Raw genomic sequence first — 20,839 nt, forward strand, 5'->3', positions numbered from 1 at the left:
ACTCATGGACGTTCTCACCGGAAACGACCGCGGTGGCGCCCTGCTCGGCGCCGACGAAGTACAGCAGGACCAGCATCAGAATGCCGAAGAACACCGCCCACGGAGCTATCGCCTTCAGCGGCAGCGTGGCGGGCAATTCGGGCGTGGTGGCTGTGGGCTGCGCAACATGCTGCGCCATGGCCAGGCCTCCTTAAGGGAGTTCGCGTCCCATCTCAGTGGAGCACAGGACGACGGCTACGGGTCTGACTCACGAGAGATCCCGTCCGGGACCTCTTGTTCACAGTGGCGCGACCGTGCCGGATTCCCACCGGCTTCCGTCTTACCGTCGTCGATATCGCACCGACCGTACCGCGTGTCGGGTTCATGGCCAAGACCGGCCACCTGGCGAGACGGTCAGGTGAGGGCGAGGAGGCTGACGGCGACGACGGCCAGGTCGCCGCTGCGGGCAGCCAGCAGGAACAGCAGATTCGCCCGCGAGTCCAGCACTGCGGCCGTGGGCTTCGTCAAGCCGAGCCTGCGGTACATTTCCCCGGCCGCGGCCAGGGTGACGGCGGCGGGACCTGCCATCTGATCATGACCGTCCACCTGCCACCCGGCCCCGCCTGACCACGTCCACCCGTCCCGTTCCGTCCCCTACCCGCTTCGAAGATCAAGGACAGCAGGAGGTTCATGTCCGAGCGCGCGAAAGAATCCGTCATACGGGCCCCGGGCATACCGCACCTGCTGATGGTGGTGCTCTGCTGCTTCTCCGGATTCGCCCTGCTGCTGCCCGTCTCCCCGGCATGGGCCGTCAGCGGAGGAGCGGATGAGTTCGGTGCCGGGCTCGTCACCGCCGTCCTGATGGCCGCCACCGTTCTGGCCCAGTTGTGCGTCAAAACGGCGCTTCGCGTACTCGGATGGACCCGCACCCTCGTCCTCGGTGCCCTCCTGCTCGGCCTGCCCGCCCTGCTGCAAGCCCTCAGCGACCACCTGTTGCCCATCCTGCTGACCACAGCCCTCCGCGGAGCGGGCTTCGGCATCGTCACCGTCTGTGGATCCACCGCCGCGACCGCGCTGGCCCCACGCGGACGCCAGGGAGCGGCCATCGGCCTCTACGGCTTCGCGGTCGCGCTCCCCCAAGTCGCCCTCACCCCGGCGGCGCCCTGGCTGGTGGACACGTTCGCCCTCCCCGCGATCATCGCGTGCGGCGCTCTCCCCGTCCTGGCACTGCCCTGGACACGAGCCCTCGGCCGCGCCGTCGAAGCCCGCATCGACAGCCCCGCGCTACACGACAGCCACCCGCGGCACCCCGCCCCCACGGCCACGGTGCTCCGGCGCATCCTGCTCCCGCTCACCGTGCTGCTCCTGGTCACGGCCGCGGGGGGTGCCGTACTCACCTTCGCCCCGCAGTTCACCACCACCCCGACGCTGGCCGCCACGGCCCTTCTCGCCCTCACCGCCACCGCCGCGGTGTCCCGTTGGGGCTGCGGAGTGCTGGCCGACCGGATCGCTCTGCGGCCGATCAGCGGCGTCCTCGTCTCGGCCGCGTGTGCGGGCCTGGCGCTGATCGCCCTGGCCGTGGGATCGGAGAGCGTCCCCGTCCTCGTCCTGCCGGCCGGACTGGTCGTGCTGGGAGCGGCGTACGGAGGGCTGCAGAGCCTCACGCTGGTACAGGCGTTCACCTACGCGGGCGCGGAGAACCGGCATACGACATCAGTCGCGTGGAACATCGGCTACGACGCGGGCACCGGACTCGGATCCCTCTTGCTGGGCCTGGCGGCCCAAACGGCCACCTTCTCCACCGGCTTCACCACGATGTCCGCGGTGATGGCGGTCGCGGCCCTCACGGTTCTCCTCACCGGTCGCAGGCCGGCCACCGGCGGCTCGGCGAACAGCCGCCGGCGTACGCAGAGGCGAATGCCACGCCGCTCGCGGGGAGCCCCACGTGAGCACCGTATTGTCGACCACGGTCACCAGCAACATGGTGCGGACGAGAGCGGAAGCCGTCACGGAAGGTAGCCCGCACCATGCGTCTGAACGCAGCCTCCTCCCTTCTGCCGGTCAACACCACACTGGCCGTACTGCTCGTCGTCCTCCTCCTGGCCGCGATCGCGGCCGTTGCCCTCTTCCATCTGTCGCCGGACGTACACACGCACCGGGCCCGGCAGGTTCTGCTGGCCGGTGTGCGTGCCGCGCTCCAGTTGGCCGCCGTCTCCGCGGTCATCACGAAGGTGGTGGGCTCGGGCCTCGCGACGGTGGCTTTCTTGATCTTGATGCTGGGCGTGGCGGTGTGGACCGCCGGGCGGCGCCTGACACCGGACCGGTCGTGGTGGTTGGCACTGTGGCCCATCGCGCTGAGCGTGCTGCCGGTCGTGAGCCTGCTGCTGCTGACCGGCCTGGTGCCCCTGAAAGGCATCGTGCTGATTCCGGTGACCGGGATCTTCATCGGTGGAGCGCTGACCGCGACCGTGCTGTCGGGACGGCGGGCGCTGGACGAACTCGGCCTGCGGCACGGTGAGTTCGAGGCGGGCCTGGCCCTGGGGCTGTCGGACCGGGACGCACGGATGGAGATCGCCCGCCCGGCCGCGTCGGATGCCCTGCTGCCCGGTCTCGACCAGACGCGCACCGTTGGACTGGTGACACTCCCGGGCGCCTTTGTCGGCATGCTGCTGGGCGGCGCCAGCCCCACCGCCGCGGGAGCGGTCCAACTGTTCGTCCTCGTCGCCCTGATGGCGATCCAGGCGGTGGCCGTTGCCTGCACCGTCGAACTCATCGCTCGCGGCCACCTCCACCGCCCCAAGGACGGTCGCGGGTGAGGGGTACGCCCCCGCGGGCACCGCGGGCACCGCGGGCATGAAGGGCAGACCGCGCGCAGGGGCGTCCGGGACGACGAGGGCCGACTACACCTCCTCGGTGGCGAACAGCTCAAGGTGCCCGCACTCAGGACAGCGGAACGCCACTATCTTCCGCCGGGGACGGCCCGTCCGCTTGGCACCCCCGAAAAATCCCCGCTCCATCGCGCCCTCGATCCAGCGCGCGTATCCGCGCGAGTGCTCACCGGCGTCCTCGATGAAACCTTCCGCCAGACCGACGTTGCCGCAATGGGTGCACGTGTAGTTGTTCATGCCGCGAGTGTAGGAAACGGCGCGGCCAGGCCAAACCCGTAGCCGTCGACTCCTCCCGTCTGGCCGTCACCGCGCCCCAGCCGCTGATCCTTGCGGTGCCGGTCGCGTAATTCGTTACCGTGTACGCATTCACACCGCTGCCACTGACCGCTGAAATGCCACGGACCGCCCGAAAGGTTGCCAATCGGATTGAAAGGCGATAAAAGCACCATAGCCGCGAGCCGCGAGCCGCGAGCCGCGAGCCGCGAGCCGCGAGCCGCGAGCCGCGAGCCGCGAGCCGCGAGCCGCGAGCCGCGAGCCGCGAGCCGCGAGCCGCGAGCCGCGAGCCGGTTGGAGGCGCCGGTTTGTTAGAGGCGGCCGCCTTGTTCGGTAGCCAGCCGCTTCGCGTGCCCGTGGGGCATGACGCCCACCGTTGGAGCACCTTCCGCGGCCGGCGCACCCTGGTCGTCGCCGCCCGTACGGTCACCTCGACCGTACGCGCCCTCGAAACGCTCCCATCGCTTCTGCGCGATGACAGCCGTGTGACCGTCGTCTTCGCCTACGACCCCACGTCCGCTTTCAACGCCGGCGTCCTCGACCTCCTCCGTGACACCGGGTGTCGGGTCATGCCCTGGGAGCAGCTCGGACACACCGCCCCTGACCTCATCCTCTCCGCCAGCGAGAACATCGACGTACCGGAAGGCGACTGCCCGGTGCTCGTGCTGCCGCACGGCGTCGGATTCCAGAAGCTCGTGCCGGACTCACGGAGTCCGCACGACAGGCTCTCAGGGGTCGTGAAGGACTCGCTGTTGGAGACGGGTCGTGCCTGGCTGGCGGTGTCACATCCGGCGCAGGAGGAGCAGTTGCTCGCCGCCCACCCGAAGGCGGCCGGGCGCACGCTGCTGGTCGGCGACCCATGCTTCGACGAGCTGGTCGGCAGCCGGCCGCACAGGGAGACATACCGAGAGGCGATGGGTGTCGCGGAGCACCAGCGTCTCGTCATGGTCAGCTCCACCTGGGGCCCCACCTCGCTTCTGGCGAGTCACCCGGAGCTTCTGCCGCGCCTCCTCGCGCAGCTCCCCTGCGACGAATACCGGGTCGGCGCGATCGTCCACCCCAATGTCTGGTCGGCACACGGGGCGTGGCAGATGCGTACGCTGCAGGCCGCCGCCTTGGACGCGGGACTGCTGCTGATGCCGACCGTCCACGCGTGGCGGCCCGCGCTCGTCGCGGCGGACGTCCTCATCGGCGACCACGGCTCGGTCACACTGTACGGAGCGTCAGCCGGAACGCCGCTGCTGTTGGCCGCGTTCGGCCGTGACGCGGTGCCCGGAACGGCTGTCCACCACTTGGCAGCCGTCGCGCCCCGGCTGGACACGCACAAGGATCTGCGCCGGCAGGTGGAGGACGTCGCTCGCGAGCACACGCCGCAGCGTTACGCGGCGGTCGCCGAGCATGCCTTCGCCGAATCCGGCCACGCCCTCGCCCGGCTCCGCACCGCTGTCTATCACCTGCTGAAGCTCCCGGAGCCGCCTTCACCGCCACCCTCCCCGCTCGCGCTTCCCGTTCCGGACTCGCCCGCCTCGCCGGTCACTTCATGGCAGGTGTCCACCGACGTCACCGGGGACGGCGAAGAGCCGACCGTCACCGTGTGCCGCTTTCCGGCAGCCGTATCGGCGTACGACGCGGCCCTCCCCCGTTCCCCCGTCTCCTTCACCCATCTGGCATGCACCGACGACGAGCGCGACCACCGGCTGGCCGAAAGCGCCTCCGTACTCATCCGGCGCCACCCCGCGTCCACCGCGGTCGGGGCCCTGCGCTGGATCGAGGAGACCCTCGCCCGGCTGCCCGGAAGCCTGCTCGCGGCATCGGCCGTGCGCGGGAACTGCTGTCTGGTCGGGCTCAGGGACGGCCGGACCGTGGAGGTGACGGCCACGGGACCGGCGATGGATCCGGGCCTGCCCGCCGCGGTCGTCTACGCGTGTCTGCGTGCCGGGCTCCGGTTGAACGACACACTGGTGACGCTGCGGATCGGTGACCTGCGGGACGAGGACGTCATCCTGCGCCTGCGTCCCGCCCGGCCGACCGGGTAGCCGCTCTGAAGTGGCCGCTGAAGTGGCCGCTCCGAAGTGGCCGCTCTGCAACAGACCGCTCCACGCGTTCCCATGCGCGTGTCAGTGGTCGAGGGCCTCCAACCGCCTGCGCAGCGTCTCCGCCCGAGGGTTGCCGGTCGCCTCGTAGATCTCGATGGCACGCCGCAGATTCTCGCGCACCAGGTCCTCGCGCCCGCCCGCGCGTTCCGCCACGTCGGCGAGGTGTTCCCGGGCCTCCGCCTCGTAGTGTGTCGCTCCCACGTCCTCGCCCAGCACCCTGCTGGCTTCGCGCAGTTCAGCGATCGCTTCCTCGGTCTCACCGAGGTGGTCGTGTACGACGCCGATGGCCGCGCTCGCCCGCGCCGCCATTCGCCGGTCGGGCTCTTCCCGGGCCGTGAAGTCCTCCCGGGCCCGGCGCAGCGTGGCCATGGCCTCCGCGTGATCGCCCCGCGCGTCCTGCGCGCGCCCGAGGAAGAAGGCGGCGATCGCCGCGCCGCGGGTTTCTCCGGCACGCTCGTTGAGTTCGAGGGAGAGCTGGTACGTCTCGACGGATCGGGACGGCTCGTGGAGATCCCGGTACCGCCCGAGGAACTCCAGCGCGGAGGCGCGTACGACGAGGTCGCCGGCCGCCTCGGCGAGGGCGGCGGCCCGCTCCAGTTCCGCTCCCGCGCGATCGTTCTCACCGAGGTCGAGCAACGGGCGCGACAGCAGGCTGCGCAATCGTGCCTCGGCCGCCGTGGCCAGCTCGATCTCCTCCGCCGTACTCGCCGCTGCCGCTGCCGCCGCGGCCGCCTCCACGCCCAGTTCCAGCGACTCCTTCCAGGCCCCGAGGTAGCGGCGGTGCAGGAACAGCGCCGTGAACGCCTCGGCCAGCGGCCAGGCCAAGGTGTGCAGCCGGTGCCCGACAGCGGTGCGCAGTACCGCCAGGATGGCGGGACGCTCGGTGTCCATCCACTCCAGCGGGGAAGGCCCGTCGGCGACGGCGAACGGGTTGTCGGCGTCCCGGAGCAGCGCGGACAGTCTGGCGACCCGCAGCCGGTCCTCGCGCATCGCCCGGTCGGCGAAGGCGGTGAGGACGAGATAGTGCGTGCCCACCCGCTCGGTGAGCGCCGCGTGCTCGCTCTCCGGCTCCTCCTCCGCCGCGCGCTCTCGTGCGTGCAGACGGACCAGGTCGTGCATGCGGTAACGGCCGTCACCCATGAGGTCGACGAGGCTCGCCTTCGCCAGGACACCCAGCAGCCGCTTCGCGCTCCTCGTGTCGATATCCGCGGCGACCGCCGCCACACCGGCGTCGAAGGTACCGGTCGGAAGCCACCCGAGCAGCCGGTACAGCCGGGCCGCGGCGGGCGCCAGCAGCCGGTAGGAAGGCCCCAGAACAGCGGACACCGAGAACTCCTCTCCCTCCAGTGCCATCCCCGCAAGCCTTACGGCCTCATCGTCCAGTTCGGCCGCCAGTTCGGTCATGGTGAGGGTGTCATCGGCCAGTAGACGGGCCGCTACGATCTGCAGGGCCACCGGCAGACCGTCGCACAGCACCACCAGACGTTTCGCGGCCTCCGCTTCGGCCTCGACCGCCCCCGCGCCGCACCGGTCCTTCAGCAGTTCCAGCCCGCCATGCGCGTCCAGGGGTTTGACGGAGATCAACCGGGCCCCGTTCATGGCCAGCTCACCGAGCCTGCCCTGGCTCGTCACCAGAACCGCGCTGCCCGCCCCCTTGGGGATCAGGGCGCGGACCTGTGCGGGCTGATTCACGTCGTCAAGGACGAGCAGGATACGCAGATTGGCCGAGCGCGATCGGAACAGGTTGGTCCGCTCCGCCAGTGAACTCGGAATGCCGTCGCCGCTCCCCGGCAGCGACCGCAGGCACATGGCAAGAGCCTCCGAGACGTCCGCACCAGCCGCGCTCGCAGCCCCGGACTGATCACGCAGGGCGGCGAAATCCACATACAGCTGCCCGTCCGGGAAGCGGCCCCGGGTTCTGTCCGCCCACCGCCACGCCATGGTCGTCTTGCCTACTCCAGGGAGCCCGTCCAGCACTCCGACACCAACGGATCCGTGGTCACCGGCTCTCGTCCCGAGGGCTTCGTCCAGGCGCGCGAGTTCGGCCGTCCGATTGCTGAATGGCACGGTCACGACGGGTACTTGATCGGGCCTGTTCCGCTCGGTCAATGGCGCCGGCTGGACATTGAAGGTGATGCCACCGTGAATGTGCGACCCCTGAAAGGCCGGACCATAGTTCACCCCTCCGCTGACCAGACTGACGAAAGTGCGCGACGCGTCCGGAGCGAGCTCGGACAGCAGCTGTGCCAGTTCTTCCGCGGCAGCGGGGTCCTCCTGGAAAATGTCTTCCAGTCGCTGTCGCCACCGGGCCTGGATGTCGGCTTGGGCGCCTGCGTCTCCCGCTGCCCGCGCGCTGTCCAACTCCGCGCTGGACACCTGCAGTTCGTCCTCGGCCGTCTGCCCTGCGGCGCGTCGTCCGAAGAAGCGGGCCAGCCCGCCCTTCGCCCGTTCCCACGACTCCGAGACCATCAGCCCGACCAGCGTTGTCGCCCCTGTCGCGGCGAGCGCCGCCAACTCCGCTTCCACACAGCCCCCTTCGCTTTCCGGCCCCACAGGGCAGTCGGACCCACCGTAGAGAGATCTTGGGCGCTTGGACAGCCGCCTCGCTGCGTACTCCTGCAGGACACCGTCGAACAGGAAACGGCCGAAGGGGCGGGGCCCGCAGGACGGGGGTGGAGGAGATGTTGACGATCGATCCGCCACCGGTTTTGCGCATGGAGGGCGCGACGGCCCGGATCCCCAGGTAGCCGCCGGTCAGGTTCGTGTCGATGACCTTGCGGAAGGCATCGGGGTCGATGGATTCCACGGTGCCTTCATGCAGGTAAGCGGCGTTATTGATCAGGACATCGACCGGGCCGAGCCGTTCCTCGGTGGCCTGGACGGCCCGGGTCCAGAGGTCTTCGCTGGTGACGTCGAGGTTGACAAGCGCTTCACGGGAATGTCCTCAGGTTCAAGCACGGGTGGCCATGGCCGGGTAATCGTCGGCGTCCGTCGAGTAGGCCAACTCCTTGGCGGCTTCCAGCGACTCGAGGCGCTGGCGCAGCGCGGTGGTGGCCAGGTGGTATGCGTCGGAGCCGAGAGTGAGGCGCTTGACGGCTTCCGGCTGGTCGGCCGAGGCGATGATCGCCTCGGCCATCTTCGTGGGGTCGCCGGGCGCCGGCATGGCCGGGGCCCGGCCGGTGAGCATGGCACGCAGCTGACCGGACGGGCCGTCGGCGTAGACATCCAGCGGCGGGCCCAGGACGGCGCTCGCGCCACCGAACTGGGTGCGGGAGACACCCGGCTCCACGAGGGTGACATCGATCCCGAAGGGGGTGAGCTCCGCGGCGGCGGACTCCCAGAAGCCTTCGATCGCCCACTTGGTGGCGTGGTAATAGCTCATGGCGGGAAAGGCGACCTGCCCACCGACGCTGGCGATCTGGATGATCCGCCCGCCGCCCTGGGCCCTCAGGTGGGGGATGACGGCGCGGGCGAGCTGGATGGAGCCGGTCAGGTTGGTGGCGAGCTGCCGGTCGATCTGCTCATCGGTGGCCTCCTCGACAGCGCCGAACAGTCCGTAGCCGGCGTTGGACACCACCACGTCCACGCTGCCCAGATCGGCGAACGCTCGGTTGGTCACCGTGCGGATGGCCTGGGTGTCGGTGACGTCCAGGGCCGCGGTCCACAGCCGCTTGCCGTACTTCTCCGCGAGGTCGTCGAGGGTTTCGGGGCGCCGTGCGGTCGCCGCGACACGGTCGCCGCGCTGCAGCAGGAGCTCGGTGAGCCGGCGCCCGAAGCCGGAGGAAGTGCCGGTGATGAACCAGGTCTTCATGGTGATGACCGCTCTCTTCGGGTGGGGTGGAGGATGGTCGAAGGTCGCCCCGAGTCGGGGTAACTATCTAGATAACTACCTTAGCGCACCCCGAGTCCGAAGGTAAACAACCAGGGAGTTACCGCTAGACTGGATCCATGCCACCCGACGCCACCGCCACAAAGAAACGCCTACTGGAGGCCGCGACCGCGGAGTTCGCCAACTACGGCCTCGCCGGTGCCCGCGTGGACCGGATCGGCGCGAACGCCAAGGCGAACAAACGCCTCATCTACGTTCACTTCGGCACCAAGGAGGACCTCTTCGACCTGGTCGTCGGCAAGGCGCTGGTCAGCCTCGCCGACACCGTGCCCTTCACACCGGACGACCTCCCCGGCTACGCCGGCGCACTGTTCGACCTCCTCCAACAGCGCCCCGACGTGCTGAGGCTCACCGCATGGGCCCTCCTGGAGCGCCCCGAGCCGATCCCGGTCGAGGTCGACGCGTACCGCACCAAGCTGCAAGCGATCTCCGCCGCGCAAGCCCGCGGGAAGGTCGGCACACACATCGAGCCCGTAGACCTCATGGCCGCTCTGCTGGGACTGGTCACCGCGTGGGCCAACGCGTCCCCTGCTCTGAAGTCGCTCGCCCCGCAGACACCGGCCTCCGACCGGCAGCGGACCTTCCGGACTGCCATGATGACGGCCGTACGCGCCGTCTGCGCCCCCTGAGCCTCGATGCGGGATCCTCGGCCTGGTCCAGGGCCTTGTCGGCCTGGGTTGCCACCAGGGATCTGTCTACGTGAGACGGTCATCACCAATCTGCTCGATCAGGTGCGCGAGGAAGGCCCGCACCGCCGCGGGCAAGGCGCGCCGCGCCATCGACTGGATCTGCATGCTCCGGCGGCTCAGCTCCGGGTTGCGGATGGGAACGATCGCCAGGCGGTCGGCGCCGAGCCGCCGCCGCACCGTCAGCGGACCGACCAGGGTGACCCCACCGCGTAGCTGCGCGAAACTCTGCAGCGCACCCGAGTAGTTGCTGACGAGCGCGGGCTCGAAACTCAGCCCTTCCAGGGCGACGCAGACATCGAAGAGCTGCCGGATCGTGGTCCCCTCGTCCATCAGCGCGAGCGGGTACTCCACCAGGTCCGCGAGCTCGACGTACTCCCGGTACGCCAGCGGATGATCGTCGGGCATCAGCGCGTAGATTGACTGCTGCCGCGAATACTCGACCTTGATTCCCCCTTCCGGTCCGAGGCTATAAGTGACGGCCAGGTCCACCGTGCCGTCTATCACCTGCCGCGTCGCCGCCGCCGGCCCGGTGACATTCAGCCGGAACCGAACCCCCGGATGCTTTTCCCGAAATGCGGTGATAGCCGTCGGCAGGAAATCGCGCGCGAAACCCTCGGAGCTCGCGAGTTTGACGGTACTGCGGTGCAGGGCCTCGACGCCGTGCACGTCGGCGAGCACCTGCTCGGCTTCGAGCGCGCTGCGCCGGGCGTAGGCGGTGAGAATCTCGCCCGCCTCCGACAGCACCATCCCCCGCGGCTGGCGCTCGAACAGCGGCGCCCCGACGTCCTGCTCCAGCTTCGCGATCTGCCGGCTGATCGCCGACGTGGCCACGTGCAGGTGCTCCGAGGCCTCGCTGATCGAACCGGTGCGCGCGACCTCGAGGAAGTAGCGCAGCGACGTGGGCAGGAGATGCATTCCGAGAATGTACTGCAGCGCGCTGCGCGCCCACTGAGAGTGGCGGGGAAGCGGCCGACCGTAGCCGTTGCCGCCAGGGCAATACACCTTTCGAAAACGTGCAATTGTCCCCTCTATCGCCGCTCCGTAAACTCGGCGCACCGGCCGGACGCATTGTAAATTGCACGTTTCCAAAGTTAAGGGTAACGATGACCCGTGCTGCCGTGATCGATCGTGCCACCGAATACTACGATTCCGGGGAATTCCTCGCCGACCTCGGCCGCCGGGTCGCGTTCGCGACCGAAAGCCAGGACCGGTCCGGGGCGCGGGCGCTGCGTTCCTACCTCACCGACGAGCTGGCCCCGGCGCTCACCGGCCGACTGGGCTGCGAGGCGCGCGTCCTCGACAACCCCGTCGGCGACTACCCGCTGCTCGTGGCGACCCGGCACGAGGACGGTGAGCTGCCCACGGTGCTGGTCTACGGCCACGGCGACGTCGTCCTCGGCGAGCCGGAGCGATGGCGGCCCGGCCTCGATCCGTGGCAGGTCGTGGTCGAGGGCGACCGCTGGTACGGCCGCGGCACGGCCGACAACAAGGGCCAGCACACCATCAACTTCGCGGCACTCGAGCAAGTGCTCCGCGTGCGCGGCCGGCTCGGCTTCAACCTCAAGGTGCTGGTCGAGACCGGGGAGGAGTCCGGTTCGCCGGGCCTGCGCACGGTCTGCGCCCAGTTGCGGGACGAGCTCGCCGCCGACGTGCTGATCGCGTCCGACGGGCCACGCGTGGCCGCGGAGCGGCCGACGCTGTTCCTCGGTTCACGCGGCTCCACCCCGTTCACGCTGCGGGTCGACCTGCGCGAGGCCTCCTACCACTCCGGCAACTGGGGCGGTCTGCTGCGCAACCCGGCGACCGTGCTGGCGGGCGCACTCGCCACCATCGTCGACGCCCGGGGCCGCATCCTCGTCTCCGGTCTGCGGCCGCGGGAGATCCCCGAGAACGTCCGGGAAGCCCTGCGCGACATCGCGGTCGGCGGCGGACCGGACGATCCGACCGTCGACGACGGCTGGGGCGAACCCGGTCTCACCCCGGCCGAGCGCCTCGTCGGCTGGAACAGCATCGAGGTGCTCTCGCTCGCCGCCGGCAACCCTGACAACCCGGTCAACGCCATTCCCGGCAGCGCACACGCGCACTGCCAGCTGCGGTCGGTGGTCGGCACCGAAGTCGACAAGCTCGGCGTCATCCTCCGTAAGCACCTGGACGAGCACGGCTTTCCCATGGTCGAGGTCGAGGCCGGCCCGACCATGCCGCCGACCCGGACAGATCCGGACGACCCCTGGGTGCGCTGGGCGCTCGGCTCGATCAGCCGCACCACCGCAACGAAACCCGCGCTGCTGCCGAACCTCGGCGGCAGCCTTCCCAACGACGCTTTCGCAGGCGAGCTCGGGTTGTGCACGCTGTGGATCCCGCACTCCTACCCCGCCTGCGCCCAGCACGCCCCGGACGAGCACCTGCTGGCCCCCGTGGCGCGGGAGAGCCTGCGCATCATGGCCGGCCTGTTCTGGGACCTCGGTGAGGACTCTCCCGTGAGGAGTCGCCCATGACCACACGGACGGTCTCCCCCGAAGCGCCGGTGAAGGTGCACCGCGTCATCATCGCCGCGTCCATCGGGAACGCACTGGAATGGTTCGACATCCTCATCTACGGCTTCTTCGCGGCGACGATCTCCAAGCAGTTCTTCCCCGCCGCCGACGAGACCGTGTCGCTGCTGCTGACGCTCGGCACGTTCGCGGTGGCCTATGTGGTCCGTCCAGTTGGGGCACTCGTGCTCGGCGCGTATGCCGACCGTGCCGGGCGCAAGCGTGCGCTCATGATGTCGATCCGGCTCATGATGGCCGCGACGCTGGTCATCGCGATCATGCCGCCGTACGCGAAGATCGGGCTTATCGCGCCGATCGCGATCCTGCTCGCCCGGCTCGTCCAGGGCTTCTCCGCGGGCGGGGAGTTCGGCAGCGCCACCGCGTTCCTGGTCGAGCACATGCCCGAGAAGCCCGGTTTCATGGCCAGCTGGCAGTTCGCGAGCCAGGGGCTCGCGACGCTGCTCGCGTCGGCGTTCGGCACGGTGCTCACGGCCACTCTGTCCGACGCACAGCTGGAGTCGTGGGGTTGGCGCATCCCGTTCCTCTTCGGTTTGCTGATCGGCCCGGTCGGCTACTACATCCGGCGTTACGTCGACGAGGCCGGTGAGTTCGTCAAGACCGCGGACCTGGAGCGCGCGCCGGTGAAGGAGACGTTCCGCACCCAGAAGGACCGCATACTCGTGGCCATGGGCGCGCTCGCCGTGTCCACCGCGATCAGCTATCTCATCACCTACATGCCCACTTTCGCGGTGAAGGAGCTGGACCTGCCGGCGTCGACCGGATTCGCGTCCACTTTGGTCACCGGGATCGTGCTGACGGGCCTGACTCCCGTGGTGGGTCACCTGTCGGACCGGTTCGGCCGCACCCGGATCATGCTGATCTTCGCGGCGCTGATCCTCGCGCTGGTATACCCGAGCTTCGCGTTCCTGGTCGCCGCCCCGGGCTTCACGGTGATACTCGGCGTGATGTTCCTGATCGGCGTCTTGAAGGCCGGCTACTTCGCGCCGCTGCCCGCGATGATGGCGGAGCTGTTCCCCGTCACCAACCGGGCTACCGGCCTGGCGGTGAGCTACAACATCGCCGTCATGCTGTTCGGTGGCACAACGCCGCTGGTGATCGTCTGGCTCGTCGACATGACCGGCAGCAAGCTCGCGCCGACCTTCTACCTGATGTTCCTGGCCGTGCTCAGCCTGTGCAGCGTGGTGTTCGCGCGGCGCAGGCTCGGCGTTCACTGATCGGAGGAATCCCTTGTCTCTCAACGACTTCGACCGCTACCCGCTGCTGTTCGGCCCGTCGCCGGTGCACCGCCTGGAGCGCCTGACCAAGCACCTGGGCGGCGCGGAGATCTGGGCCAAGCGCGAGGACTGCAACTCGGGCATCGCCTACGGCGGCAACAAGACCCGCAAGCTGGAGTACCTCGTGGCCGATGCCCTGGCGCAGGGCTGCGACACGCTCGTGTCGATCGGCGGCGTGCAGTCCAACCACACGCGCCAGGTCGCGGCGGTCGCGGCCCGGGCGGGGCTCAAGTGCGTGCTGATCCAGGAAAGCTGGGTCGACTGGCCGGACGCGGTGTACGACAAGGTCGGCAACATCCTGCTGTCCCGGCTCGCCGGAGCGGACGTGCGGCTGGTGCGGGCCGGGTTCGACATCGGGTTCAAGGAGAGCTGGGAGCAGGCGATCGCGGAGATCGAGGCGGCGGGCGGCAAGCCCTACGCGATCCCCGCCGGCGCCTCGGACCACCGGCTCGGCGGGCTGGGCTTCGCGAACTGGGCGTGCGAGGTGGCGGAGCAGGAACAGCAGCTCGGGGTCTTCTTCGACACCATCGTGGTGTGCTCGGTCACCGGCAGCACCCAGGCCGGCATGATCGCCGGATTCGCCGCGCTGGGCGGACGGCCGCGGCGGATCCTCGGCATCGACGCCTCGGCCAAGCCGAAGGAGACCTGGGACCAGGTGGCGCGGATCGCGCGCGGGACCGCGTCGCTCATCGGCCTGGACCGGGAGCTCGCCCACGACGAGATCCTGCTCGACGAGCGCTACCACGCGGGCACCTACGGCATCCCGGACGAGTCCACCATGGACGCGATGCGGCTGGCCGCGCGGACCGAGGGCATGGTCACCGACCCGGTGTACGAGGGCAAGTCCATGGCGGGCCTCATCGACCTCGTCACCCGAGGCGAGATCGCCAAGGACGCCAAGGTGCTCTACGCCCACCTCGGCGGGCAGCCGGCACTGAACGGCTACAGCGCCCTGTTCGGGTAGGCGTTGCGGCGGATGCTCGCGCCGGCGTGACTACGTCACCGGCGACTTCATCCCGTGTCCGGGGACTCTCGAAAGCCGTCCCTCAATCGAACATTGCGTCGGCCTGGGATGTCAGGAAATCGCGCCATGGCTCCCCGCCGCGGCGGGGAGCCGGGCCGGCACGGGTTCTCCCGCGCCGGCCGCAGCCGCCAGGCCGCCTACGACCTGAGGCGACGCATTTCTGAACGGCACGGGCCAACCGGGCCTTGGTGAGGTGACACCTGCCGCATGGATGGCCGTCCGCGCGCTGGGGCGTGCGGTCGCCTTACGGCGTGTAGACGGCGTCGCTGCCGTACAGTTCCCTGGTGAACGCGGAGACATCGGCGCTGCGGTTGGCGCCGTCGAGGTTGTACGTCAGATAGACGCCGTAGCCCTCGCTGACCGTGCGGCGGGCGAGGTTGGCGGCCGTGCTCTGCGAGGTCCGGCCGATCTCGACAGCGGCCGGCGACAGCTTCGACTTGGGCAGTGCCACGCCGGGAACCTGCCAGGAGCCGTAGTACGGGTTCCAGGCGTAGTCGAACTTGGACGAGATGTCGACGCCACCGTAGGACAGGCGCGACGCGGCGGGGCCGATGTTGTAGAGGCTGATGATCTTGTCCGGCATGTTCGCGCGCAGCGCCGTCACCAGGTGCACGAACGAGCTGTCGTTGGGCTGGCCTGTGCCGTTGTTGCCGTAGTCGGCGTACTCGTCGTCGAAGTCGATGCCGTCGAGGCCGTACTTGGCCACGGTGTCCGACAGTGTTTTGGCGAACGCCGAAGCCGCTTGCTGAGAGGGGAAGTTGGCGAAGCCCGCGCCCTGATGGTTGCCGAGCACCGAGAGGACGACCTTGATGCCCTTCTGCTGCAACGGCCGTATCTCCGTGGCGGCGTTGTCGAGGACGCGCTGCACGTTCTCGTTGAAGTGCAGATACGCCGCCTTCGTCCCCGTGTCGTAGTTGATGTTCGCCGCGAAGACCACGGCGACGTCGAAGACGTTGCCGCCGCCGTTGGCGAGGGTGTACTTGCCGACGTTCCGCATGCTGTTGTTGTTCACCTCGACGTACGCCACCGAGGTCGGCCCCTGTTTCGCGGGAGCGGGAGCGGGGGCCGCTGCCGCGCCGGTCGTGGCGGTTCCGCCGAAGGCGAGGGCCGCGACCGCCGTGAGCGCTAACGCGGCCGCCCGTACTCTGCTCCGTACCAGACTGAACATCGCTGACCGGTCTCCCCTCGCATAGGTCGGTGTCCGACCTGACTGAAGATGTCTTCCGCTGTTTGCGGAAGGCCCTTGGCTTTCCTTGGAGTTATCGATTCCGAATTCTTGAAATGCTACTTCAGTGGAGTCAAACTTCCCCTACTCTCACGGGAGTTCGCATGCGCCCTATCCGCGCACGCAGACCACTGACCTCTCTTCTCACCGCGATGGCGGCGGTCTGCCTCGCCGTCACCGCGGCCCCCGCCGCGCAGGCTGCTCCGACCGGGGCGGAGGCGGCCGGAAAGTACATCGCGCTCGGCGACTCGTACGCCGTCGGGCCCGGCACCCGAACCTATGACGACCCGAACGACGCCTGCCGGCGCGGACCGCTGTCCTACCCCCGGCTGTGGGCGGCGCAGCACACCTCCTACTCCTTCGTGGAGGCGTCCTGCTCCGGGGCGACCGCCGCGGAGGTCAAGAGCCGGCAGGTGCCTCAGCTCAGCGCGGACGCGACGCTGGTGACGGTGCAGGCCGGCGGGAACGACGTGGGCTTCGTCAGCGTGCTGCAGAACTGCATCCTCACCCTGGACGACAAGGACTGTGTCGCCGGGGTGGATGCCGCGAAGGCGGCGGCGACCGGCGTACTGCCGGGCACGCTGGCCGACACCTACGCGGCCATCAAGGGGGCCGCGCCGGGCGCCAGGGTGGTCGTGGTGGGGTATCCCCGGCTGTACAAGATCGGCGGTAGCTGCGGCATCCTCGGGCTGAGCGACACTGAGCGCAGCGCGCTGAACTCGGCGGCCGACGTCCTCAACACCGTCCTCGCGCAGCAGGCCGCGAACGCGGGCTTCACCTTCCTCGACCCGCGGCCGGCCTTCGACCCGCACACCATCTGCTCGGAGAACACCACCTGGGTGACGAGCCTGGAGTGGGACAAGCTGAACGAGTCGTACCACCCGAACCAGGCCGGGCACCGCGACGGCTACCTGCCCGCCCTGAACGCCATCACGGGCTGACGGCGGGAACCGGCGGGTCCGGCAGGGCACGGACGGACCGGTAGACGGTGGCCGGATCCGACGGATCCGGCCACCGTTCGTATACGGCCCCGGGCCGCCTCGTCACTTCCGGGGCCCGGGGCGCTCGTTCACAGCGTCAGTTGCGCGTCGGGGCCCGGAGGCCGGTCGTCCACGGCGGGCACGAGCATCTGGGAGGCGGCGAGTTCGCGGTAGAGGGTGTCGGCGCCGACCAGGTCGTCGTGGGAGCCCGCGGCGCGAATCCCGCCGTCCTCCAGGACGATGATCTGCTCAGCGTCGGTGACCGTGGACAGGCGGTGGGCGATCAGGATGACGGTGCAGCGGCGCGCGGCCTGGTCCACCGCTTCCCGCAGGGCCTGTTCGTTGCTGGCGTCGAGCTGGGCGGTGGCCTCGTCGAGCAGCAGTACCTCGGGCCTGCGCAGCAGGGCACGCGCGATGGCGAGGCGCTGGCGCTCCCCGCCGGAGAGGGTGACGCCGCGGTTTCCGACCTCGGTGTCCAGACCGTCGGGCAGCCTGGCGATCAGGGAGTCGAGCCGGGTCAGTCGCAGTACCTCGGCGATGTCCTCGTCGCCGGCGCCGGTCGCGGCGTAGCGGAGGTTGTCGCCGAGGGTGCCCGCCATGACCGGGGACTCCTGCTCGACGTAGGCGATGCGCCGGCGGACCTCGGCGCGGGACATCAGGGCGATGTCCTGGCCGCCGATCCGGATGGCGCCCGCCCGCGGTTCGTAGAAGCGCTGGAGCAGCGCGAACATCGTGGTCTTGCCGGCGCCGGAGAGGCCGACCAGGGCGGTACGGGTGGCGCCGGGCACGGTGAAGCTGATGCCGCGCAGGGCCGGGCCGCGCCCCGGGTAGGCGAAGTGGACGGCGTCGAACTCGACCGGTGGCGCCGGTGTCGACCGCGCGGCGTGCGGGGCCACCCGTTCGGGGAGGTCCACGTCGTCCTCGGCCGGCAGGTGCCTGACCTGCTCGATGCGGACGATGGCGCCGAGGCCCTGCTGGAGCATGCCGAGGCCACCGAGGAGCGAGGCGATCGGGCTGGCCAGATAGAAGACGTAGAGCAGGAAGGCGATGAGCTGGGAGGCGTCGAGGTCCCCGGAGGCCACCAGGGCGCCGCCGACGCCGAGCACCGCCAGGAAGGCCGTCTGGATGGCGACGCCGGAGAGGACCTGGACCAGGGCGACATACTTGGCGCCGGTCAGACCCGCCTTGTACGCCTCCTGGACGGCGGCCTCGGCGCGGGCGGTCTCCCGGGATTCGGCACCGTTGGCCTTGACGGTGCGGGCGGCGCCGAGTGAGCGGTCCAGGGCGGCACCGATGGCGCCGACGGAGTTCTGGGCGCGGGCGACGGCCTCGCGGATGCGGGGCAGGATCAGTCCGAGGAGTGCTCCGGTGCCGAGCAGGACCGCGAGGGTGACGCCGAGCAGGCCGAGGTGGACCGTGCCCATCAGGACGATGGCGCCGACGACGGTGAGCAACCCATTGGTGATCATGACCAGGCCCTGGGTGGCGGCGTTCTGCACCAGGGCGCTGTCGGAGGTGACACGGGCGACCAGATCGCCGGGCGGGCGGCGGTCCAGCTCGGGGATCTTCAGCCGGATGAGGCGGAAGACCAGGTCGCGGCGGATGGAGCGGACGACCTGCTCCGAGGTGCGCTGCTGCCACCAGGACTGGAGTCCGGTCAGGACGGCGCCCGCCACCACCAGGACGCTGAGCACAATGAGCGCCCCGGTGACCGCCGTGTCGTCGGCCAGGGCGTCCAGGACCGACCGCGCCACCAGCGGCTGGACGAGCCCGCAGGCGCTGGCGGCCAGGGCGAGCAGAAGCGAGCCGAGGAGGACGAACCGGTACGGGCGGGCCTGCTGGAGCAGGGCCCGCAGCGGGCGGATGCCGGGGGCCGGCGGGTCGTCGGACGCGGGGCTCGGCGCCTGCGGAGGAGGCATCGGGTGGGCTGTGGTCATGGGGTGCTCCGGGATGGGGGATGCGTTCAGCGGCCTGCGGATGCCGCCGGGTGCGCCGTGACGAGCTGTTCGAGGTGGTCGGCCGCGGCGTGCCGGCCGCCCGCGACGCGCAACGACCTGCCGATGGCCGCCGCCGCGGTGCGGTGCCCGCCGGTGTCGTCCAGGACCGTGCGCAGCGCCTCGGCGAGCTTCGGCGCGTCCACCCGTCCGAAGCGCACCCGGATACCGGCGCCCGCCTCGGCCACCTGGCGTGCCACGATCGGCTGGTCGTCCCGGATCGGGGCGATCACCAGCGGCAGCCCGTGCCAGAGGGCCTCGCAGACGGTGTTGTGGCCGCCGTGGCTGACGACCGCCCTGGCCCGGCCGAGCAGTTCGAGCTGGGGGACGTAGGGGCGCACCAGGATGCCGGGCGGCGGGTCGGTGAGCTGGCCGCCGGGGTCCGCGACGACGCCCTGCACCCGGTCGGCGAGCAGGTCCAGCGCCCCGGCGGCCTCGTGGAGGAAGCGTGCACCGGCGTCGGTGTTGGCGGTACCGAGCGAGACGAAGACCAGGTCACGGGAGGGGTCGAGGGCCTCCCAGGGGAAGTCCGGGTCCCCGGGCCGGTCGGCGATGGCCGGGCCGACCAGGTGGACCCGCTCCCAGGGCAGGGTGGCGTCGCCGACGAGTTCCCGGCTGGTGAAGGCGAGGACGCCGTACGGGGAGAAGCGTGGGTCGTGCGTGGCGGCCGGGTCGCCGATCGCCTCCCGCAGTGCGTCCAGCCGGCCGGTCAGCCAGGCGGCCACCTTGGGCAGATCGGCCAGCGGGTCGATGAGTTCGGCCGAGGTACTGGCCGAGGTGAAGTACGGGACGCCGAGGCGCTCGCACACCAGGGCGCCGGCCACCGCGTGCTGGTCGGTGACGACCGCGTCCGGGCGAAAGGCGTGCACCGCGCTCGCCACGGCGGGCGCCATCGCCTCGGCGAGCGGGATGAAGAAGACCTCCCAGAGGAAGCGGAAGGCGGCCGGTCCGGTCAGGGTCGGTGGGCGGACCAGTTCGCCGGCTTCGGGGAGAGCGCACTCGTGGACGACGGCGGCGGGTCCGGCCGCGTCACGGATGCGGTCGGCGTAGCCGCACCACTCGACCTCGTGGCCGCGAGCGGTCAGCTCGGCCGCCACCGCGACGAGCGGGTTGATGTGCCCGGTCAGCGGCGGTGCGACCAGGAGGAAGCGGCTCATCCGACGGCTCCGGCCCAGGCGCCCGACCGGCGCGCGTGGTGCTCGCGCACCCAGTCCAGGACCAGGTCACGGGTGCGGCCGGGCTGTTCGACCAGGACCGAGTGGCCCTGGTCCGGGAGGACCACGGTGCGGCACTGTGCGACCTTGGCCTCCAGCTCCGGCACCTGGGCGCTGAGCCCGGAGTCGGCGCCGAAGACGGCGAGCAGCGGACAGCGCAGCGCGGACAGGTCGTCGTCGATGAGCCGCCCGGCCGGGACGTCCTCGGCCAGCGTGGTGGTCTGCAGAATGCGCGCCGCCGTGCGGGAGAGCCGGGCGGTGTGCGCCCCGTAGCGCTCCTTGATCCACTCGATGGCCTGGTCGTGGACCAGGTCACGGCGGGCGTGCGCCAGGCCGTCCGCGATGTGGGTGGCCCAGGTGGCCACCGGCGGCTCGGACTCGATCATGGTGAGGGTGGCGGTGCGGTCCGGGTGCCAGGCGGCGAACCCCGCGGCGACGGTGCCGCCGAAGGAGTTGCCGACCAGGTGCACCGGGCGGTGCTCGCCCAGGGCGTCCAGGAGCAGTGCCAGGTCCTCGACGAAGTGCTCCAGGCGGTAGCCGGTGGGCGGCCGGTCGGTGCGGCCGTGCCCGCGCAGGTCGTACATCACGGTGTCCATGCCCGCCGCGGACAGCGCCGGGCCGAGGGTGAAGTAGTAGCTGGCGAGCGAGTCCGTGAGCAGACCGTGCACGAGGACGACCACCGGGGGCTCGCCCTCGCCGGCCGCGCTCGCGGGCAGTTCCTGCACATGGGTGGTGATGTCGCCGGTGGGTGTCTTCGCCATC

Annotated in this window: 17 protein-coding genes, 2 pseudogenes and 1 riboswitch; of the genes and pseudogenes, 8 read left to right on the forward strand and 11 right to left on the reverse strand. The window is 70.4% G+C overall.

Annotated features, from left to right (window positions below; genetic code table 11):
- Both J5X86_RS51325 and J5X86_RS41090 read right to left on the reverse strand, forming a co-directional pair.
- A partial coding sequence (locus J5X86_RS51325; RefSeq protein WP_243982805.1) for a CbtB-domain containing protein occupies nt 1-178 on the reverse strand: 178 nt, incomplete at its 3' end.
- Between the two features lie 36 nt (nt 179-214).
- A riboswitch (cobalamin riboswitch) is annotated at nt 215-359 on the reverse strand.
- Nucleotides 360-414: 55 nt separating this feature from the next.
- Nucleotides 415-555 (reverse strand): annotated as a pseudogene (locus tag J5X86_RS41090) (EamA family transporter); the annotation flags it as partial.
- A gap of 114 nt (nt 556-669) precedes the next feature.
- On the opposite strand from J5X86_RS41090, the gene J5X86_RS41095 reads away from it, so the two are divergent.
- A complete protein-coding gene (locus tag J5X86_RS41095; RefSeq protein ID WP_243982799.1) occupies nt 670-1,998 on the forward strand; it encodes an MFS transporter in 1,329 nt (442 codons plus the stop codon).
- 8 nt (nt 1,999-2,006) lie between these two features.
- Nucleotides 2,007-2,795, forward strand: coding sequence for an ABC transporter permease (locus J5X86_RS41100; protein WP_208521736.1), 789 nt, complete (start codon nt 2,007-2,009; stop codon nt 2,793-2,795).
- Between the two features lie 84 nt (nt 2,796-2,879).
- Here the strand turns inward: J5X86_RS41100 and J5X86_RS41105 are convergent, their stop codons facing one another.
- Nucleotides 2,880-3,104: a hypothetical protein gene (locus J5X86_RS41105; RefSeq protein ID WP_014059247.1), complete on the reverse strand. Its 225-nt coding sequence runs from the start codon at nt 3,102-3,104 to the stop codon at nt 2,880-2,882.
- A 386-nt stretch (nt 3,105-3,490) separates the two neighbouring features.
- On the opposite strand from J5X86_RS41105, the gene J5X86_RS41110 reads away from it, so the two are divergent.
- A complete protein-coding gene (locus J5X86_RS41110) occupies nt 3,491-5,176 on the forward strand; it encodes a hypothetical protein (RefSeq protein WP_208521737.1) in 1,686 nt (561 codons plus the stop codon).
- An 81-nt stretch (nt 5,177-5,257) separates the two neighbouring features.
- On the opposite strand, the gene J5X86_RS41115 is transcribed toward J5X86_RS41110, so the two are convergent.
- From J5X86_RS41115 to J5X86_RS41125, 3 genes and pseudogenes are all read right to left on the reverse strand, one after another.
- The gene (locus J5X86_RS41115; RefSeq protein ID WP_374229366.1) at nt 5,258-7,345 is read right to left on the reverse strand and encodes an NB-ARC domain-containing protein; all 2,088 of its coding nucleotides are present in this window, start codon (nt 7,343-7,345) and stop codon (nt 5,258-5,260) included.
- Nucleotides 7,236-8,153 (reverse strand): annotated as a pseudogene (locus J5X86_RS53060) (SDR family oxidoreductase); the annotation flags it as partial. The pseudogene J5X86_RS53060 and the gene J5X86_RS41115, both read right to left, overlap by 110 nt.
- 33 nt (nt 8,154-8,186) lie before the next feature.
- Entirely contained in the window at nt 8,187-9,047 is an 861-nt protein-coding gene (locus J5X86_RS41125) for an SDR family oxidoreductase (RefSeq protein WP_208521738.1), read from the reverse strand.
- Between the two features lie 137 nt (nt 9,048-9,184).
- Between J5X86_RS41125 and J5X86_RS41130 the strand changes: the two genes are divergently transcribed.
- Complete coding sequence (locus J5X86_RS41130; protein ID WP_208521739.1) at nt 9,185-9,754, forward strand: TetR family transcriptional regulator; 570 nt, start codon at nt 9,185-9,187, stop codon at nt 9,752-9,754.
- A gap of 66 nt (nt 9,755-9,820) precedes the next feature.
- Here J5X86_RS41130 and J5X86_RS41135 read toward each other — a convergent pair whose 3' ends face one another.
- Entirely contained in the window at nt 9,821-10,729 is a 909-nt protein-coding gene (locus J5X86_RS41135) for a LysR substrate-binding domain-containing protein (protein ID WP_208521740.1), read from the reverse strand.
- Nucleotides 10,730-10,917: 188 nt separating this feature from the next.
- On the opposite strand from J5X86_RS41135, the gene J5X86_RS41140 reads away from it, so the two are divergent.
- Genes J5X86_RS41140 through J5X86_RS41150 form a run of 3 tightly spaced genes read left to right on the forward strand, consistent with a single transcriptional unit; the run spans nt 10,918 to nt 14,604 of the window.
- Complete coding sequence (locus J5X86_RS41140; protein ID WP_208521741.1) at nt 10,918-12,309, forward strand: M20 family metallopeptidase; 1,392 nt, start codon at nt 10,918-10,920, stop codon at nt 12,307-12,309.
- Nucleotides 12,306-13,580 carry an MFS transporter gene (locus J5X86_RS41145; RefSeq protein WP_208521742.1) on the forward strand — a complete coding sequence of 425 codons (1,275 nt, stop codon included), beginning with the start codon at nt 12,306-12,308 and terminating at the stop codon, nt 13,578-13,580. Before J5X86_RS41140 ends, J5X86_RS41145 begins: the two co-directional genes overlap by 4 nt.
- Nucleotides 13,581-13,593: 13 nt before the next feature.
- The gene (locus J5X86_RS41150; RefSeq protein ID WP_208521743.1) at nt 13,594-14,604 is read left to right on the forward strand and encodes a 1-aminocyclopropane-1-carboxylate deaminase; all 1,011 of its coding nucleotides are present in this window, start codon (nt 13,594-13,596) and stop codon (nt 14,602-14,604) included.
- A gap of 304 nt (nt 14,605-14,908) precedes the next feature.
- Here J5X86_RS41150 and J5X86_RS41155 read toward each other — a convergent pair whose 3' ends face one another.
- Nucleotides 14,909-15,832 carry an endo-beta-N-acetylglucosaminidase H gene (locus J5X86_RS41155; RefSeq protein WP_208521744.1) on the reverse strand — a complete coding sequence of 308 codons (924 nt, stop codon included), beginning with the start codon at nt 15,830-15,832 and terminating at the stop codon, nt 14,909-14,911.
- A 161-nt stretch (nt 15,833-15,993) separates the two neighbouring features.
- Between J5X86_RS41155 and J5X86_RS41160 the strand changes: the two genes are divergently transcribed.
- Complete coding sequence (locus J5X86_RS41160; protein WP_208521745.1) at nt 15,994-16,830, forward strand: SGNH/GDSL hydrolase family protein; 837 nt, start codon at nt 15,994-15,996, stop codon at nt 16,828-16,830.
- A 128-nt stretch (nt 16,831-16,958) separates the two neighbouring features.
- Here the strand turns inward: J5X86_RS41160 and J5X86_RS41165 are convergent, their stop codons facing one another.
- Genes J5X86_RS41165 through J5X86_RS41175 form a run of 3 tightly spaced genes read right to left on the reverse strand, consistent with a single transcriptional unit; the run spans nt 16,959 to nt 20,838 of the window.
- Nucleotides 16,959-18,806 carry an ABC transporter ATP-binding protein gene (locus J5X86_RS41165; RefSeq protein WP_208521746.1) on the reverse strand — a complete coding sequence of 616 codons (1,848 nt, stop codon included), beginning with the start codon at nt 18,804-18,806 and terminating at the stop codon, nt 16,959-16,961.
- A gap of 26 nt (nt 18,807-18,832) precedes the next feature.
- Nucleotides 18,833-20,020, reverse strand: coding sequence for a glycosyltransferase (locus tag J5X86_RS41170; protein WP_208521747.1), 1,188 nt, complete (start codon nt 20,018-20,020; stop codon nt 18,833-18,835).
- Entirely contained in the window at nt 20,017-20,838 is an 822-nt protein-coding gene (locus J5X86_RS41175; RefSeq protein WP_208521748.1) for an alpha/beta fold hydrolase, read from the reverse strand. The genes J5X86_RS41170 and J5X86_RS41175 overlap by 4 nt, the downstream gene beginning before the upstream one ends.
- Nucleotide 20,839 lies beyond the last annotated feature (1 nt).

Origin of the sequence: Streptomyces sp. NEAU-YJ-81 (genome assembly GCF_017592595.1) — a bacterium.
Classification (GTDB): domain Bacteria; phylum Actinomycetota; class Actinomycetes; order Streptomycetales; family Streptomycetaceae; genus Streptomyces; species Streptomyces hygroscopicus_B.